A 14,190-nucleotide genomic window follows, 5' to 3' on the forward strand; every position below is an offset into this window, starting at 1 on the left:
CACTGACGAGACTGTCCTAGGTCTAAAGCTATGAGTAGACGCCATCCCCATCCTGGCGGCCCCGGGGCTCACCGAGCGCCGTCCACCCATCTCGATCTATCGGCGGGCAATCGAGATCCCGCCGCGGTTCCGATTCCGAATCCGGCAGCCATTGCTGCCCAGCGGCGCTTTCCCCGGCGGGCGCCACAGTTGCAACCGGGGTTTAAAGCCCTGATTGGCCTCACCCTATTGATGGCCCTGCTGTTGTTGCCCTTTGCCTTCAGTGCCGAGTATTTGGCCCTGCTGCGGCAAAATTCCGTGGACTTGCATCGCTTCTTGCGGGGAGAGGCCTACAAGCAGGCCACTGGCTACGGCGCCCTCAGCCTGGTGATACTGGAGCTACTGCTGACGGTGCGCAAGCGTAGCCGCAGTTGGATTGGCCGGATTAAATTGCCAGGATCGATGCAGGTCTGGCGCAGTGTCCATATCTTTCTGGGGGTGGCCCTGGTGGGGATGGTGCTAATCCACACCATTGGCGCCACCGGAATGAATTTTAATGCCGTTTTCCTCTGGGTGTTTTTTGCCTCGGTGCTGACGGCCCTGGTGGGGGTGGTGGCAGAAACCGGCATCCTGGAGTCGACCCGCCGTTATTTTGGTCGCTTGCCAGGCAGCAATACCGTGCTCACGAAGGGTCCCCTAGTGCGAGGCTTACGGGCACTTTGGTTAACCAGCCATATCTTCTTTGTCTGTGTCTTCGGGGTGATGCTGGTGTGCCACATCATCCTGGCCTACTACTACCAGTGATGATGACGCTACAGCCATGAGGTGACCCCAATGACGGTCAATCCGCTACTCGATGCCCTCAAGCGACGATTCTCTCCCCTGATTCCCTTGGTGATCATCGGGGTGTTTGCGATCGCAACCCTCTGGCTCACCCGGCCAGCAGGATCTGCCCCAGGCCCCTCGCTAGTCTCGGGGCTGATGACCCTGAAGGCGACGGCCCAAGCGGCCACGCCCTACGACGCGGCCATGGCCAATGGCAAGCCCACCCTGCTGGAGTTCTATGCCGACTGGTGCACCACCTGTCAGGCCATGGCCCCCACCCTGCAGGCCCTCCATCACCAGTTTGGCCACCAGGTGAACCTAGTCATGCTGAATATAGACGATCCCCAATGGCAGCAGCCCCTCGAGCGGTTTCAAGTTAAGGGGGTCCCCCACCTGGTGTTGCTGCAGGCCGACGGCACCGTTGCCGATAGCGTCACGGGCAAAGTTCCCCGGTCCATCCTGAGCCATCGCCTGGGTGATCTCCTCTGAGACCATCTGCCATGGCTATGCTGCAGCGGCTGCTCCAGTTCTTAGACTTCCAGCCACCGAATTTGTGCCGATTGTTTGCTGCCTCCGAGCAACCGGGTCGGGGTGGCATTAACCTGATGCGATCGCAAGCCCCAAGCGTTGCCCTAAGACCGCAAAGACCTATCTTTCTGGCTATGAGGTTCTCGGTACATCCCATAGGCCGCAAAAATCCCCAACAAAAAGCCAAACAAATGCCCCCACCAAGCCACCATGGGCTGGGTGGGGAATACACCCCAGATGAAGGCGCTGTAGTTGATTAACACGAATACCGAGATCACCAGGGGAACAAACCGCTTCTCCAGCCAGCCGATCACCAGCAAGTAGCCGAACAGGGTATACACCACCCCACTCAGCCCATGGGCCGGCTGCGGCGCCAATAGCCAACTTGCCAGCCCTCCTCCCAGCCAGCCGATCAGCACTGTGGTCCAGTAATCCCGCTTACTCTTGGCCAGAATCAGCCAACTAAAAATGGCAAAGGCAATGCTATTCCCGAGCAGATGGGCAAAGTTAGCATGGGAAAAGGCCGAGAGAAAAATACCAGGGATGCCATCGGGTGAGCGGGGGTAGACCGGAAAATTCCATTGACCCCGAAACAGCACCTGGTCGATGATTTCCTGGGCCCAAGGCAGCGCCAGAATCGCCAAGGGAAGGCAAGCTGTATAGCGCAGACGCTGCAGCCACCCCTGCTTCGTCGACGATTTCGTCGACATGGACTGCCGGGAAGACGCAGTGGCCGGCGGCGATCCATGACCAAGCTCGACCTCGTCGGATAATCGTTGCAACCGAGCCTTTAGTTCTTCATCGTCCAACGCCATGGCTGCTCCTCCCAGACCTTGCCTCGATCATAGAGGATGTTGCCGAGGGCTTAAATATCCAAGGCCTGGCGCAACCGTGCCTGGTCTCGGCGTTAACGGTAAATCGTCCCGGCTCAATATCACGCCCCCAACTCTGGCTCTTCCCCAGCCGATCTGCCAGGGGGCGCTGGCTGACGGAAGGTGTTATGGGTTTGGCCAACGGCTTTGGGAGTATTCATCGACATGAGATAGAACGGATTTCATCTCTTGAGGCCAGTATAGGACTGTCCCATGAGACTGTCCTGTCTGGACGCCTAAGGCCGAGTAGAAAGATAATGACGGCAGCTTGGGAGCGAGTCATGGGCTTTCCCGTCCCTGGTGATGCCGTCGAACAAACCCTGGATCTGAATCGTCATCTGGCTCGGAACCCAGCGGCCACCTTTTTTATGACTGTCGATGGCAAGATTCAGACGGACGGCGAGGTGCAGCTGGGAGATGTGCTCGTGGTCGATCGCTCTCACCACCCCAAGGATGGCAGTTTGGTGGTGGCGGTCATGGCCGGGGAATTCCATGTGTTGAGGATCCAGCACCACCGGGACACCTTTATCCCAGCCCAGATGACCTGGGACCCTGACAGCTCTATCTCCCTGCAGATCTGGGGCGTCGTTACCGCGATTATCCGCAGGGTCTAGCCATGTTTGTCCTGGTTGACTGCAACAGCTTCTTTGCCTCCTGTGAGAAGGTCTTCCGCCCAGACTTGGAAGGCAAGCCAGTGGTGGTGCTCTCCAATAACGACGGCTGTACGTGGCCCGCTCCCCTGAAGCCAAAAAGCTGGTGCCGATGCAGGCCACCCTGTTCTCCATTAAGGATCGGATTCAGCAGGGAAACCTCCATGCCTTCTCTTCCAATCCGGTCCTCTATCGAGACATGTCGCGGCGGGTGCGTATTCTCCTAACTTCGGGCTCTTGGCCGCTTTTGGTGAGCCATCCAGAGAGAGCTACAGACAGAGGATCTAATGAACCTCTCTTCCGTACAACAGTTGGAAGGACACGGAAGCTGACGGAGCGAGGGTTACAGCGGCAGGAAGCCTGGGCGATGATTAAGTGACGAGCAGCTCGCAGCGGGGGTGAATGCTGACGCCTGCAACCACACCTTTCGGGCGTCAGGGATTACGAACTTTCTTAGGAATGGTGGAAGCAGGGATAATGCACAGAAGATTGCAGCGCATGAAGATAGTCGGACTACAGCGCTGTATGACCGGCGCGAAGACACGATCAGTCTTGATGAGATTGAGCGAATACTCTTAGATGTGGTTCCAACGTTGACCACGGCATCTCTCCCGGAGGGTGAACCAGGTCCTCATCGGCTACCTGAACTTCCGAAACGGGATTATTAGCCCCAGCCACTTTGAGGGGTTTAAGCGGGATGCCCAGGACGTGTTTTCGTATAAGACTGTGCGATCGCACTGGGAGAAGGCCCGGATGGCCCATTCGGAGGAGTTTCGGTTATTCGTAGAGACAGAACTCATGTGGCGAGACGAGGTGGCCGCATGACAATGCCCCTAGCCTCACAGGAAGCCAGAGGCAAAGCTTTGAGCCTCGACAGCTAGACTATTGCGCCTTTAGGAACGCGATCAGCTCTGGCGTAATCTCCACCACCTCTTCATGGGCAAGGACAGTGAGCCCAGCGTGGCTCGTCCGGTTGAGCTTGCTGCCCTGCACAAACATCCGGCCAGCAGCATCTGCATAGAGCGCTGGACACATGCCGCTGTCACACGGGCGCACGAGAACCGTCAGACCTTGTGGGGTCGTCTTCATAGGAGCCTCCTTAGATTGTGTGAGAAGTGTTGCTGGTAGATTCACCCCAAAGGGTTACCAGGGGAGCCATTTCCTGACGTGCGTTGCGGTATCTTGCACGGTTTCTACCACGCGCTCATCTTTCTGCCGTTGTGAGCCGTGGTTATTCCCCTGTAGGTCATAGTTGAGTCGATGTGTTGAGATGGTCTCAGACACCATGTATGCCTTCTGTGCTTCCTTTGGCAGGGTGGAGCGATCCCCTTTTTTACCGCCGGTTGCTTCATACAGCTCATCGACACCGCAGTCGAAGAGTTCTTTGGTCTCAGCCCGGACGGCGCGAGGGTAAGCCCTGTTGCTGCCACCGGCGTCTTTCACTGCTTTGGTGAAATCCTTATTGACGGTGGCTGAAGTCTACTCGCTCATGCCGGGAGAGCTTCTGTGAGTCGCCCAGCAAGCTCAGTTGGGAGTCGGTCTCGTCCTCGTTGCTCTGCTACCAATTGATAAAACCCATCGGCGTCTCTCCTGTCGCTCGGGGTAAATGAATCGGACAGTAGTTGTTCAAGGCCGAGCCTGATGAGGTCGAGTGCGCCGGGAATCATCAGGAACTCATCGAAGATGCGGTGGCGGAACTCGTAGTCCCACCGGTCCTCGGTGAAGTTGAGGGTATGGAGCACCAGGTAGTGGGCATCAAGGCAGTCATGGAAGGCGTTGAGCGACTCATAGCGTGCCAATGCCCGAATCCAGGTTTCCTTATACCGGAGGTCACCAAACTCTTTCCGCACCTCTTTCTTGAAATTTTCAGGCAGCACAACGCAGCCGCGATAGCTGGCTAAAAACTCCCACGCATCAAAGACCTTTGGTTTTAGCTCGTAGAGTTTCATGGACTGTGGAGAGGCTCATGACGAGGCTGTCATAAGCATAACTCCGAAATATGTGAGCGAAGAGGAGCCCCTCTTCATACGCTAGGATAGCACGTAGGATTCTTCTGGCTTCTAGTAGAAGCCAGAAGGTGAAATTTCTTTACATCTGCACCTGGAGGATACGATATGGAGGAAATGTATTCCTGTGATGAACCAGTGGGGCAGCGCGATCGTATCTCTATAGATGTCAGTGATCTTCGAGAACAGATAGAGCAGTGCCGCGACGATGCGGCATGGAGTGAGCTGCCGTTGTCAGCGAAAATCCGTGTGCTTGTGAAGGAGCGGCTTGCTGAGCTGTCGCCAGACAAGTCATCGTCCTTTGACTCCTAACCGCTCTTCCTGGCGTTGCCAGTACAATGGGGCATCCTTTCCCCTGTCCTCTCCCCTCTCAGCTATTCATCGCGATCTGCTGCAACCGCTTGGCCGGGTTCTCATCGGCAAAGTCTAGCAACTCTATGTGGGTCATAGCAGTTCCCCCGGGCGGGCCTTCAGCGACTCCACCATCGATGTTCTTACCCGTGTGATAGATGCCGCTGCCGTCCGTCACGATGAACTCTGACCTAATCAGTCTAAGAGTGTTCCAGCTAAATACCTATCCGAGGACACCCGGCCACAGGGCTAAGGGCATGAGTTCAGTGTCTTGAACGGGACACTTTTTTAGATGGAATACTCTAATGGGCCTGCAATTGGTGATGACACAACTCAAAGAAGGCTCGCAATTTGCCTAGCAAAATCGGCATTTCTCCGATACCGTACAGCAACGACTCCGACACCTCGCCCGGTGAGGCTAATCGGTAAAACTTCCAGCCTTCACCATTGGTAACGATGCCATGGATATCGATAGCCTGTCCCAGCTGACAATTTACCCACTGGCAGGCTTGCATCTCCACTAGGCACTGGGCTGCCCCTTGCTCAAAATCATCTTTCTTAGCTTCGATGATGCACCCAAATGGGGCTTCCAGATAGGCTCGACGCTCTGCGATCAAATAATCCACATTGCCGCAGACTGTTTCTCCTTCCAGGTAAGCTCCCTTCCAGACCTTTAGCTGATCAAACCCCTCCAACCCTTCCTCGCAAATGGCGTCAATCAACAAGGTTTTAGATACTTCTAGGCTTTCTAGGTCAAACCGTTGCAGCCGTTGCAGTCGTTGGCGAAAGAAATCGCTGATGGGAATCGGCTCAGCGATGATGTCCCAACGGGTGAGGTTTCTAATCCCTAAGTGCTTAAACGCTTCTTTGTAGGTGAAGCTGGAAAAGGGTCGCTTTCGCTGTTGAGTGACTTGGGACATGGGCAGGCGGTGACTCAACTATTCACTATTATGCTGGTAAGTAGGTTGCCGTAAATATTTTTAAGATGGGGGAGAGGCCGATATCGAGCTCTATGCCAGCTCCCTTACGTATCCAACTCACTGAAGACGCCAACCAGCAATTGCGGCAACTGAGCTTGTCGGATGACCAGTCTCCGACTGTGAAACTCTGAGCGATGGCACTGCGGTTGAACGCCGATGGTTGGAATGTCCCGGCAATTGCCAAGCATCTCGGGCCGCATGACCAGACGATTCGCACCACGCTCAAGCGGTGGCAGCACCAAGGCCTCGCTGGCCTATGGGATGCCCCTCGCTTTTGACTATGGCCTTGTCATCGGACGCTTCAACACCCAGCGCTATCTGCCCTTGATGCACTGGCAAGCGCCCAAAGCTCAGCAACATCTGCAAGAGACTGGAGAAATTACCGTTGTCATTCAAGACGGCGCTTCCTTTCATCGTAGCCACAAGACTCAGCAACACTGGTCATCTTGGCAGGAGCAAGGCCTCTTTATCTTCTTCTTACCGCCGCAATCACCGCAGATGAACCGCATTGAGGAAGAGTGGCTGCATCTCAAACACCATGAGCTCAGCGCCCAGTTATTTGAAGATGAGTGTGACTTGGCGATCGCCTTGATGCAAGCCATCGATGACCGGGGGCAACGGCGTGGTTATCCGGTTGAGCGTTTTAGGTTTAATTCTGGCTAGCTACTTAGCCATTTCGATTACGATATAATCGCACCATGAGCTTCCAGGCGTTACCTACACTGGCTCATCGAGTTTTTCCTTGCTGGCAATATGGAACTTCACCGCTATCAGCCAGATAGCCCTGAGGATATTTGGGCCATATGCGATCGCATCGCCGACCGCACTGCTATACAGTCTCGATGACAATGACTCAAGGCCATGAGCGAGTCGGTTAATCCCCCCAACCCTAGAGAATCCTCACCTCCCTCTGGTGCCGAGGCTCGCTCCTTGGCAGAGTGGCTCACCTTTGCCCTTGCCACCAGTATCTTAATTGGGCTGGTGGCCCTAGTAATGTACGACTGGCATCTGACCCAGCATCGCCCCCCAGCCTTTCAGGTTGACGTCACAGCAGATATCCGGGAGACCGACGGCCACTACTATGTCCCCTTTGCCATTACCAACACTGGGGGGCACATTGCTCGCACAGTGCAAGTTACTGCAGAGCTTCAGCTGGAAGGCATCCCCAACGAAACCGGAGAACAACAGATTGACTTCCTCTCCGGCAATGAACGCAAGCAGGGGAGTTTCGTGTTTACCCATGATCCCCAAACAGGTGACCTCATGGTTCGGGTAGCCAGCTATGGCTTACCGTAACCAGCTACCCAACCTCGTGCTTAGTGCTGGCCTGGCCCCATGCCGATAGTGCCGGCGTAAATCGCCTGCTCTGCCAATTCGTCCTCAATACGCAACAGCCGGTTGTACTTGGCCAAGCGCTCACTACGGGACAGGGACCCAGTCTTAATCTGACCGGCCCGAGTGGCCACTGCTAAGTCAGCAATGGTCGTATCTTCCGTCTCACCAGAGCGATGACTAATGATAGAGGTGTAGCGACAGCGGGTGGCCAAATCGACTGTTTCCAAGGTCTCAGTCAGAGAACCAATCTGATTCACCTTGATCAAAATAGAGTTACCGACTCCTTGGTCAATCCCCTGCTGCAAGCGCTGGGAATTGGTCACAAACAGATCGTCCCCTACTAGTTGTACCCAGTTGCCCAGGGTGTCCGTCAGCTGCTGCCAATGGGCCCAATCCTCCTCGTCCAGGCCATCTTCAATGGACACAATCGGGTACTGCTGCGCCAGCTTAGCCAGATACTGGATCAGCTCTGGTGGCGTATGGCTGGCCCCATCGTAGTTGTACCGGCCATTGTCGTGGAATTCCGTAGCGGCAACATCGAGAGCTAAGGCCACCTGTTCGCCGGGAGTGTAGCCAGCTTTCTCAATGGCCGCAACCAGCAGATCTAAGGCCGACTGGTTAGAGGTCAAATTAGGGGCATAGCCTCCTTCATCGCCCACGCCACTCAAGAGACCATCGGCTTTGAGAATCTGGCTCAGACTGGCAAAGACCTCGGCGCCCCATCGTAGTGCTTCCCGAAACGTGGGCGCACCGATGGGCACAATCATAAACTCTTGGATGTCCACATTGTTATCGGCATGGGCACCGCCATTGATCACATTCATCAGGGGCACCGGCAACACATTAGCTAAAGGCCCTCCCAGGTAGCGATACAGGGGCAAGCCCACGGCCTGGGCAGCGGCCTTAGCATTGGCTAGAGACACGGCCAGGATGGCATTGGCGCCGATTTTGGACTTATTGTCAGTGCCATCCACGTCGATCATGGTGCGGTCAATCATGACTTGTTCCAGGGCGTTGAGGCCGATCAACTCCGGTGCCAGAGTCTGCTCTACATTTTCCACAGCTCGTAACACCCCCTTGCCGCCATAGCGATGGGGGTCACCATCGCGCAGTTCATGGGCTTCGAAGCTACCGGTCGAGGCGCCACTTGGGACCTGAGCCAATCCCGTTGCCCCGTCAGCCAGATAGACTTCGGCTTCGATAGTCGGCCGACCGCGAGAGTCTAGGATTTCCCTAGCTCGAATATCCTCAATAGAGGTGTCAAGTATATCAATCATTCCCTCAGTGTCCTCTGACCATACAACTCATCTAAGGGGGCTGACTGGCTTATGATTCATCATGTCTGCCCTGGACTATCCCTGCAGATAGCCAAGACTCACAAGCCGCCCCCGTCACAACGCCAACCGTTCAACAATCGTTAAGGATACGGTGAGTCGACCGGTTGGCGATAGGCTTAAGGGTGCTTTTAGCCCTAGCCCCACCCGATTGACCCTGTCGTCAACTCAATTGACTAAAATGCTAGTACCCCCCTGAAGGCATCTACTTAGAACATCTGGTTGAGATTTCTCGGTTGAATCTCCGCATTAGACCATACAGCCTGTGGGGGTTTGCTAAGGTCAGGTAGTATACGCTGCCGCGATAGTCTTATGTTCAAATCTCTGCTTAGCTCGATTGGAGACAATAGCGATGAGTAATACCAGTAATTTTAGGGAAGCCATTCAAAATGCCAGAGGCAATGCCCTGGTAGGCCCCAACGTCATCAACAATGCCCTGCCCTATGTGGGGGGAGGCCTAATCTTAACTGCTCTGGGAGCCTATGGTGGCTTAAATGTCATCAGCAGCAACCCTGGCATCTTCATGCCCACATTTTGGGTGGCCCTGATTGCTGAATTGATCCTCTTCTTTGTGGTCCGCAACGTGGCCGAGAAGGCTAACAATGCTACGGCCTTGCCGCTGTTAGCCACCTACAGCTTGCTCAGCGGCTACACCCTCAGTGGCATCATCTTCGTTGCCCTCAGTACCTCTGGAGTGGGCATTAACGGCATTGGCATTGCCGCCCTAGGGTGTGGTATTACCTTCATCGCCGCCCGTCAAATTGGCTCTAATCTCTCAGACGAAGACGGGCTAGCCCTGGCTAAGACCGTACGCCTGGGCATCATCGCTCTGGTGGTGGTGTTGGTAGGGCAGCTTGTCTTCTCCCTGTTTTTCGGCCAGATTCCCCAGTTCTTGGACATCGCCATTTCTGGAGTGGGAGTGCTGCTGTTTGTTGGGGCCTCAGTGGTTGATTTCTACATCTTGCCGCGGGCCTACAAGGATGAGCAGTATCTGTCGGCCGCCCTCTCGATGTATCTCACCTACATCAACTTGTTTATCTTCATTCTGCGGCTGTTGATTGCCATCAATCGAGATTGAGTCGCCCATTGCTGCCAGATGGGAGGCTAATTAGGTGGATGTCAATCAGGGAGTGAGGTGAGCTTCGCCATGGACTTGACTTGATTGACATCCCCCATGACTCGCATCTAGCGCTAGCTCTAGGCCCGGTATTGGTGACGTTTCATTAGATTGCATATGCTCGAAACCGTTGACATTAAGCGCGAACTTGACTCTCTGTCGCAGCGCCTGGGTAAAACCCAGGAGTATCTTTGACGTTCCTGCCCTAGAAGCCAAGATTCAGGATCTCGAGCAACGGGCTGCCCAACCTGAGTTTTGGGATGACCCCGAGAAGGCGCAGGGGGTGATGCAGGATCTCAATGACTACAAGGCACATTTAGCTCAATTGGCCACATGGCAATCTAATTTGGATGATACTGCTGCCATCGTGGAATTGCTGGAGCAGGAAACCGATGAGGCCCTGCTACAGGAGGCGGAGCAGACCCTGCATCAACTTAATCAGGAATTGGGCCAATGGGAGTTACAGCAATTGCTCTCGGGCCCCTACGACAAGAAAGGAGCAGTACTGACGATTAATGCGGGGGCTGGTGGCACCGATGCCCAGGACTGGGCCGAGATGCTGCTGCGGATGTATACCCGCTGGGCAGAACAACAGGGCTACGCAGTCCATCTGGTAGAACTCTCCGAGGGGGAAGAGGCTGGGATTAAGTCGGCTACCCTGGAGATGAAGGGGCGCTATGCCTTTGGCTACCTCAAGGCAGAGAAGGGAACACACCGATTAGTACGGATCTCTCCGTTCAACGCCAATGGTAAGCGGCAAACCAGTTTCGCTGGGGTTGAAGTGATGCCCATATTAGACCAAACCATAGAGTTGGAGATTCCGGAGAAGGACCTAGAGATTAAGACGTCCCGTTCCGGCGGCGCTGGCGGGCAAAACGTGAACAAAGTCGAGACTGCGGTGCGCATTACTCACCTGCCCACTGGAATCTCGGTGCGCTGTACCCAGGAGCGATCGCAACTGCAGAACCGAGAAAAGGCCCTGGCTATCCTCAAGGCCAAGCTCACCATCATCGCCCAAGCGCAACAGGCGCGCGAGATCGCCGACATTCGAGGAGACATGGTAGAGGCCGCCTGGGGCAACCAGATTCGTAACTATGTCTTCCATCCCTACCAGATGGTCAAGGATTTGCGCACTGGCGTCGAAACCACCGCCATCGACGATGTCATGGCCGGGAATTTGAATCCCTTCATTCAGGCCTACCTGCGCCAAGATAATCAGGTGTTACAAGAGCAAACCGTGTAGTCGTTTGATTGCCATGAGTGACCCTTCCCCGTCTACCCCATCTACCCCATCTACTCCATCTAAGCCAACGCCTCCAGATCCGGTGCCACCCGCCTCGACACAACCTCCCAGCTATATCAAGCTGGCCATGCGTAACATGGTGAAGAAAGGCGGCAAGTCTCTGTTTCACTTCACCCTGACGACGACGGGACTGTTGGCCCTCCTAGTTGGCCTAGCCTACCTGACGCGTTAATGGTCCCCCAAGTAGAAGTCTGGCTACAGGTGGCCCCCTGCCAAGTTCCCCAGATTACCACTGAAGACTGGCAGCATTGGTTTCAAGTCTGGATTGGCACCCTAGGCATCACGCTCTCACCAATTCATCAGTACGAACTGGGGCTACAGCTCATCGATGACGCCGGCATACAGCGTCTCAACGCGGCTTACCGGCATCAGGATACTGCCACCGATGTGCTGGCCTTTGCCGCCCTGGAGGCAGGGCTGCCCCCTGCGGACCTGTTACGGCAGGAGCCCCTCTATCTAGGAGACATCATCATCTCTTTAGACACGGCAGCCTGCCAGGCTAGGGCACAAGGCCATAGCTTGACCCAAGAAGTGCTCTGGTTGGCCAGCCATGGCCTGTTGCATTTATTGGGATGGGATCATCCCAACGATGAACGGTTGATAAAGATGCTAGAGCAACAGGAAAAACTATTGGTCAGGATCGGCTGGTCGGGCTAGAGTAACCAGTAACATGCCGTTTTAGATCGTGAGCGTTCAGGAATAGGGTGTCCTAACTAATCCTTCATCCTTAGGTTTAAGCAGATTGTGTGGCCATCTGAGACTAGAGTGCCGAACCCGGATGATTATTAAGATGGCCCCCCTTAGAGGTTGTATCCATAACGGTCTCTGATGTTTTGACTGGCTGATATGTCTCTTTCTCAAGAATCGACGAAGTCGGTGGCCATCTCTCCGGAGGAGATGCCCGGTAACCAGCGTCCCCTAGCCTGGCGGGTAGCCAATAACTTGTTCATTAGCTTCAGTTACGCTTGGCAGGGGGTCAGCTATGCCTTTCGCTCCCAGCGTAATTTCCGCATCCATGTGGTCATCGGTACGGTGGCTCTGGGACTGGGGATATGGCTACACTTAAGCGCTGTAGAGTTATCGATTATCAGCCTGACTTGCGGAGCTGTCTTGGCCATAGAGCTGATCAATACGGCCCTCGAGTCTGTTGTTGATCTGACGGTGCAGCAGACTTATCACGAACTCGCTAAGATCGCTAAAGACTGTGCTGCTGCCGCCGTCCTGATTTCGGCTATGGTTTCTGTATTGGTGGCGGCTTGTCTGATTGTGCCCCCCCTGTGGGCCACCCTCTCTACTTAAGCATCGCCATGATTCTTGTCATCGATAACTACGACAGCTTTACCTACAACTTGGTACAGTACCTAGGAGAGTTAGGGCAAACTTGGCCAGTTGCCCAGGGGATTGAGGTCTATCGTAACGACCAAATCACGGTGGCTCAGGTGCGTCAACGGCAGCCCGATGGGGTGGTGATTTCGCCGGGCCCCGGATGTCCTGACGAGGCTGGCATTTCCCTAGAGCTCATTGGCGAGCTAGGCCCCACTCTGCCGATTCTGGGAGTTTGTCTGGGGCATCAAAGCATCGGTCAGGCCTTCGGCGCTCGCGTGGGACCAGCGACTGAGCTCATGCATGGTAAGACATCGGCAATCCATCACAGCAATCAGGGCGTCTTCCGAGGGCTGGATAATCCATTTCAGGCTACCCGCTACCATAGCTTGGTGATTGAGCGCCAGAGTTGTCCTGAGGAATTGGAGATCACGGCTTGGGTTGACGATGGCCCCATCATGGGGGTGCAGCACCGTCAATACCCTCACATTCAGGGCGTGCAGTTTCATCCCGAGAGTGTCTTGACCCATGCCGGCAAGCATCTGCTGCAAAACTTTTTGGCAGAGTTAGCGCAACCGGCAGTGGCTCTACCTGCCTAGGCAATGGCGATGAGTTCATCAGGATGGCTAGAGTTGAGACCCATCCTGGTCTATACTCCGAGGGAAACTGTATCGATAGATCTTCCGTCGTGATTGTTGATGGACGGGGATGTACCCTTGGGGAGGCAGCTATGAAACGGCGACATCTTGTCCGCTATGCGGGAGCAGGCTTTTTGGCGACCCTGGGGCTAGGGGGCATGTCTCAGTGGCGGCCTACTCCGGCGCAATCTAGCGGTGTCACGGTGCGCTGGTTAGGGCATACTAGCTTTTTATTTAGCGGCGGTGGCCGTCGGATTTTGGCCAATCCCTTTCGCAGTAATTGGCCGAATGAGCCCATTGGTTGCACCGCTGGCTACCGCTCCCCGGCAGTGGCTAGTGATCTGGTGTTAATTAGTAGCCGTCTGTTTGATGAAGGCTATTTGAATGAATTACCTGGGGATCCTCAAATTTTGTCTGATCCCGGTGTCTATGAGTATCCCAACTTGCGGGTGCAGGGCATTGGTATTCCCCATGACCGCGAGGGAGGGCGTCGGTTTGGCACCAATGTGATCTGGCGCTGGAACCAGGGGGGAATAAATCTCGTGCACATGGGGGGGGCCGCTGCCCCATTGCAGGTGGAACAGCAGATTTTGCTCGGTCGTCCGGATGTCCTGTTTGTGCCGGTGGGCGGCGGGCCTAAGGCCTATACCGCCGAGGAGGCAGCCCAGGCAGTCCAGACCTTGAATCCTAAGCTGGTGGTGCCGACTCACTATCGGACCCAGGCGGCTGATCCAGAGACTTGTGATATCGAAGGCTTGGATGGTTTCTTGGCGTTGATGGAGGGAACTCCAGTCAGTCGAGCCGGAGAAACCATGACACTGCAACCGGCTAGCTTGCCGAGCAGTGGCAGGCGAATTCAGGTGATGAGCTACGCCTTTGGCTAGGGCCTAGGCAATAGCCCCAGGGAAATCCAGGGCGTGGTGGTGCGGGTTACCATTGAGGATAACCC

22 protein-coding genes and 1 pseudogene are annotated in these 14,190 nt (G+C 55.1%); 16 read left to right on the forward strand and 7 right to left on the reverse strand.

Annotated features, from left to right (window positions below):
* Positions 1-30 precede the first annotated feature (30 nt).
* Together XM38_RS11735 and XM38_RS11740 are read left to right on the forward strand one after the other, a co-directional pair.
* Entirely contained in the window at positions 31-783 is a 753-nt protein-coding gene (locus tag XM38_RS11735; protein ID WP_256995593.1) for a hypothetical protein, read from the forward strand.
* 30 nt (positions 784-813) lie between these two features.
* The gene (locus tag XM38_RS11740; RefSeq protein WP_080806800.1) at positions 814-1,293 is read left to right on the forward strand and encodes a thioredoxin domain-containing protein; all 480 of its coding nucleotides are present in this window, start codon (positions 814-816) and stop codon (positions 1,291-1,293) included.
* A gap of 143 nt (positions 1,294-1,436) precedes the next feature.
* On the opposite strand, the gene XM38_RS11745 is transcribed toward XM38_RS11740, so the two are convergent.
* Positions 1,437-2,147: a rhomboid family intramembrane serine protease gene (locus XM38_RS11745; RefSeq protein WP_080806798.1), complete on the reverse strand. Its 711-nt coding sequence runs from the start codon at positions 2,145-2,147 to the stop codon at positions 1,437-1,439.
* 314 nt (positions 2,148-2,461) lie between these two features.
* Here XM38_RS11745 and XM38_RS11750 point away from each other — a divergent pair, with 314 nt between their 5' ends.
* The 3 genes and pseudogenes from XM38_RS11750 (at position 2,462) to XM38_RS25965 (ending at position 3,679) form a co-directional block, all read left to right on the forward strand.
* The gene (locus XM38_RS11750) at positions 2,462-2,818 is read left to right on the forward strand and encodes a S24 family peptidase (RefSeq protein ID WP_225889299.1); all 357 of its coding nucleotides are present in this window, start codon (positions 2,462-2,464) and stop codon (positions 2,816-2,818) included.
* Between the two features lie 2 nt (positions 2,819-2,820).
* A pseudogene (locus XM38_RS28925) lies at positions 2,821-3,068 on the forward strand (Y-family DNA polymerase); the annotation flags it as partial.
* A 404-nt stretch (positions 3,069-3,472) separates the two neighbouring features.
* On the forward strand, positions 3,473-3,679 hold the full coding sequence (locus XM38_RS25965) for a hypothetical protein (protein ID WP_187329582.1): 207 nt from the start codon (positions 3,473-3,475) through the stop codon (positions 3,677-3,679).
* Positions 3,680-3,736: 57 nt separating this feature from the next.
* On the opposite strand, the gene XM38_RS11765 is transcribed toward XM38_RS25965, so the two are convergent.
* Genes XM38_RS11765 through XM38_RS11775 form a run of 3 tightly spaced genes read right to left on the reverse strand, consistent with a single transcriptional unit; the run spans position 3,737 to position 4,803 of the window.
* Positions 3,737-3,943 carry a hypothetical protein gene (locus XM38_RS11765; protein ID WP_080806796.1) on the reverse strand — a complete coding sequence of 69 codons (207 nt, stop codon included), beginning with the start codon at positions 3,941-3,943 and terminating at the stop codon, positions 3,737-3,739.
* A gap of 54 nt (positions 3,944-3,997) precedes the next feature.
* The gene (locus XM38_RS11770; protein WP_080806793.1) at positions 3,998-4,297 is read right to left on the reverse strand and encodes a hypothetical protein; all 300 of its coding nucleotides are present in this window, start codon (positions 4,295-4,297) and stop codon (positions 3,998-4,000) included.
* 44 nt (positions 4,298-4,341) lie between these two features.
* A complete protein-coding gene (locus XM38_RS11775) occupies positions 4,342-4,803 on the reverse strand; it encodes a hypothetical protein (RefSeq protein ID WP_080806789.1) in 462 nt (153 codons plus the stop codon).
* A 165-nt stretch (positions 4,804-4,968) separates the two neighbouring features.
* On the opposite strand from XM38_RS11775, the gene XM38_RS11780 reads away from it, so the two are divergent.
* Positions 4,969-5,172: a hypothetical protein gene (locus XM38_RS11780; protein ID WP_080806787.1), complete on the forward strand. Its 204-nt coding sequence runs from the start codon at positions 4,969-4,971 to the stop codon at positions 5,170-5,172.
* A gap of 58 nt (positions 5,173-5,230) precedes the next feature.
* Here the strand turns inward: XM38_RS11780 and XM38_RS25970 are convergent, their stop codons facing one another.
* Both XM38_RS25970 and XM38_RS11785 read right to left on the reverse strand, forming a co-directional pair.
* A complete protein-coding gene (locus XM38_RS25970; RefSeq protein ID WP_187329382.1) occupies positions 5,231-5,389 on the reverse strand; it encodes a hypothetical protein in 159 nt (52 codons plus the stop codon).
* A gap of 124 nt (positions 5,390-5,513) precedes the next feature.
* Entirely contained in the window at positions 5,514-6,131 is a 618-nt protein-coding gene (locus tag XM38_RS11785) for a hypothetical protein (RefSeq protein WP_080806786.1), read from the reverse strand.
* Positions 6,132-6,325: 194 nt separating this feature from the next.
* On the opposite strand from XM38_RS11785, the gene XM38_RS25975 reads away from it, so the two are divergent.
* The 3 genes from XM38_RS25975 (at position 6,326) to XM38_RS11795 (ending at position 7,487) form a co-directional block, all read left to right on the forward strand.
* Positions 6,326-6,469 carry a helix-turn-helix domain-containing protein gene (locus XM38_RS25975; protein ID WP_088429931.1) on the forward strand — a complete coding sequence of 48 codons (144 nt, stop codon included), beginning with the start codon at positions 6,326-6,328 and terminating at the stop codon, positions 6,467-6,469.
* Positions 6,453-6,854, forward strand: a complete 402-nt coding sequence (locus XM38_RS11790) for a transposase (RefSeq protein WP_187329383.1) — start codon at positions 6,453-6,455, stop codon at positions 6,852-6,854. Before XM38_RS25975 ends, XM38_RS11790 begins: the two co-directional genes overlap by 17 nt.
* Before the next feature lie 198 nt (positions 6,855-7,052).
* Positions 7,053-7,487, forward strand: coding sequence for a TIGR02588 family protein (locus XM38_RS11795; protein ID WP_080806782.1), 435 nt, complete (start codon positions 7,053-7,055; stop codon positions 7,485-7,487).
* Positions 7,488-7,507: 20 nt separating this feature from the next.
* On the opposite strand, the gene eno is transcribed toward XM38_RS11795, so the two are convergent.
* Positions 7,508-8,803, reverse strand: coding sequence for a phosphopyruvate hydratase (eno, locus tag XM38_RS11800; RefSeq protein WP_187329384.1), 1,296 nt, complete (start codon positions 8,801-8,803; stop codon positions 7,508-7,510).
* A gap of 409 nt (positions 8,804-9,212) precedes the next feature.
* On the opposite strand from eno, the gene XM38_RS11805 reads away from it, so the two are divergent.
* From XM38_RS11805 to XM38_RS11835, 7 genes are all read left to right on the forward strand, one after another.
* Complete coding sequence (locus XM38_RS11805; RefSeq protein WP_088429933.1) at positions 9,213-9,938, forward strand: Bax inhibitor-1/YccA family protein; 726 nt, start codon at positions 9,213-9,215, stop codon at positions 9,936-9,938.
* 156 nt (positions 9,939-10,094) lie between these two features.
* Positions 10,095-11,220 (forward strand): peptide chain release factor 2 gene (prfB, locus tag XM38_RS11810; RefSeq protein WP_137455089.1). Its coding sequence is split into 2 segments (ribosomal slippage): positions 10,095-10,169 and positions 10,171-11,220, totalling 1,125 coding nucleotides; the frame shifts between segments, so codons are not numbered across the junction.
* 13 nt (positions 11,221-11,233) lie between these two features.
* Positions 11,234-11,452 (forward strand): DUF3285 domain-containing protein, encoded by a 219-nt coding sequence (locus tag XM38_RS11815; RefSeq protein WP_080806776.1) that lies wholly within the window; start codon positions 11,234-11,236, stop codon positions 11,450-11,452.
* Positions 11,452-11,937 (forward strand): rRNA maturation RNase YbeY, encoded by a 486-nt coding sequence (gene ybeY / locus XM38_RS11820; RefSeq protein WP_080806774.1) that lies wholly within the window; start codon positions 11,452-11,454, stop codon positions 11,935-11,937. Before XM38_RS11815 ends, ybeY begins: the two co-directional genes overlap by 1 nt.
* A gap of 240 nt (positions 11,938-12,177) precedes the next feature.
* Complete coding sequence (locus XM38_RS11825; protein WP_225889463.1) at positions 12,178-12,579, forward strand: diacylglycerol kinase family protein; 402 nt, start codon at positions 12,178-12,180, stop codon at positions 12,577-12,579.
* A gap of 8 nt (positions 12,580-12,587) precedes the next feature.
* Positions 12,588-13,202 carry an anthranilate synthase component II gene (locus XM38_RS11830; protein ID WP_088431657.1) on the forward strand — a complete coding sequence of 205 codons (615 nt, stop codon included), beginning with the start codon at positions 12,588-12,590 and terminating at the stop codon, positions 13,200-13,202.
* A 131-nt stretch (positions 13,203-13,333) separates the two neighbouring features.
* Positions 13,334-14,125, forward strand: coding sequence for an MBL fold metallo-hydrolase (locus XM38_RS11835; RefSeq protein ID WP_088429937.1), 792 nt, complete (start codon positions 13,334-13,336; stop codon positions 14,123-14,125).
* Positions 14,126-14,190: the final 65 nt, after the last annotated feature.

Source organism: Halomicronema hongdechloris C2206 (assembly GCF_002075285.3).
GTDB lineage: Bacteria > Cyanobacteriota > Cyanobacteriia > Phormidesmidales > Phormidesmidaceae > Halomicronema_B > Halomicronema_B hongdechloris.

What these genes read in the sequence shown, in the direction of transcription:
- XM38_RS11735 (WP_256995593.1), top strand. Translation starts at nt 31, where the DNA reads ATGAGTAGACGCCATCCCCATCCTGGCGGCCCCGGGGCTCACCGAGCG.
- XM38_RS11740 (WP_080806800.1), top strand. Translation starts at nt 814, where the DNA reads ATGACGGTCAATCCGCTACTCGATGCCCTCAAGCGACGATTCTCTCCC.
- XM38_RS11745 (WP_080806798.1), bottom strand. Translation starts at nt 2,147, where the DNA reads ATGGCGTTGGACGATGAAGAACTAAAGGCTCGGTTGCAACGATTATCC.
- XM38_RS11750 (WP_225889299.1), top strand. Translation starts at nt 2,462, where the DNA reads ATGACGGCAGCTTGGGAGCGAGTCATGGGCTTTCCCGTCCCTGGTGAT.
- XM38_RS11765 (WP_080806796.1), bottom strand. Translation starts at nt 3,943, where the DNA reads ATGAAGACGACCCCACAAGGTCTGACGGTTCTCGTGCGCCCGTGTGAC.
- XM38_RS11775 (WP_080806789.1), bottom strand. Translation starts at nt 4,803, where the DNA reads ATGAAACTCTACGAGCTAAAACCAAAGGTCTTTGATGCGTGGGAGTTT.
- XM38_RS11780 (WP_080806787.1), top strand. Translation starts at nt 4,969, where the DNA reads ATGGAGGAAATGTATTCCTGTGATGAACCAGTGGGGCAGCGCGATCGT.
- XM38_RS11785 (WP_080806786.1), bottom strand. Translation starts at nt 6,131, where the DNA reads ATGTCCCAAGTCACTCAACAGCGAAAGCGACCCTTTTCCAGCTTCACC.
- XM38_RS25975 (WP_088429931.1), top strand. Translation starts at nt 6,326, where the DNA reads ATGGCACTGCGGTTGAACGCCGATGGTTGGAATGTCCCGGCAATTGCC.
- XM38_RS11790 (WP_187329383.1), top strand. Translation starts at nt 6,453, where the DNA reads ATGCCCCTCGCTTTTGACTATGGCCTTGTCATCGGACGCTTCAACACC.
- XM38_RS11795 (WP_080806782.1), top strand. Translation starts at nt 7,053, where the DNA reads ATGAGCGAGTCGGTTAATCCCCCCAACCCTAGAGAATCCTCACCTCCC.
- eno (WP_187329384.1), bottom strand. Translation starts at nt 8,803, where the DNA reads ATGATTGATATACTTGACACCTCTATTGAGGATATTCGAGCTAGGGAA.
- XM38_RS11805 (WP_088429933.1), top strand. Translation starts at nt 9,213, where the DNA reads ATGAGTAATACCAGTAATTTTAGGGAAGCCATTCAAAATGCCAGAGGC.
- XM38_RS11815 (WP_080806776.1), top strand. Translation starts at nt 11,234, where the DNA reads ATGAGTGACCCTTCCCCGTCTACCCCATCTACCCCATCTACTCCATCT.
- ybeY (WP_080806774.1), top strand. Translation starts at nt 11,452, where the DNA reads ATGGTCCCCCAAGTAGAAGTCTGGCTACAGGTGGCCCCCTGCCAAGTT.
- XM38_RS11825 (WP_225889463.1), top strand. Translation starts at nt 12,178, where the DNA reads ATGCCCGGTAACCAGCGTCCCCTAGCCTGGCGGGTAGCCAATAACTTG.
- XM38_RS11830 (WP_088431657.1), top strand. Translation starts at nt 12,588, where the DNA reads ATGATTCTTGTCATCGATAACTACGACAGCTTTACCTACAACTTGGTA.
- XM38_RS11835 (WP_088429937.1), top strand. Translation starts at nt 13,334, where the DNA reads ATGAAACGGCGACATCTTGTCCGCTATGCGGGAGCAGGCTTTTTGGCG.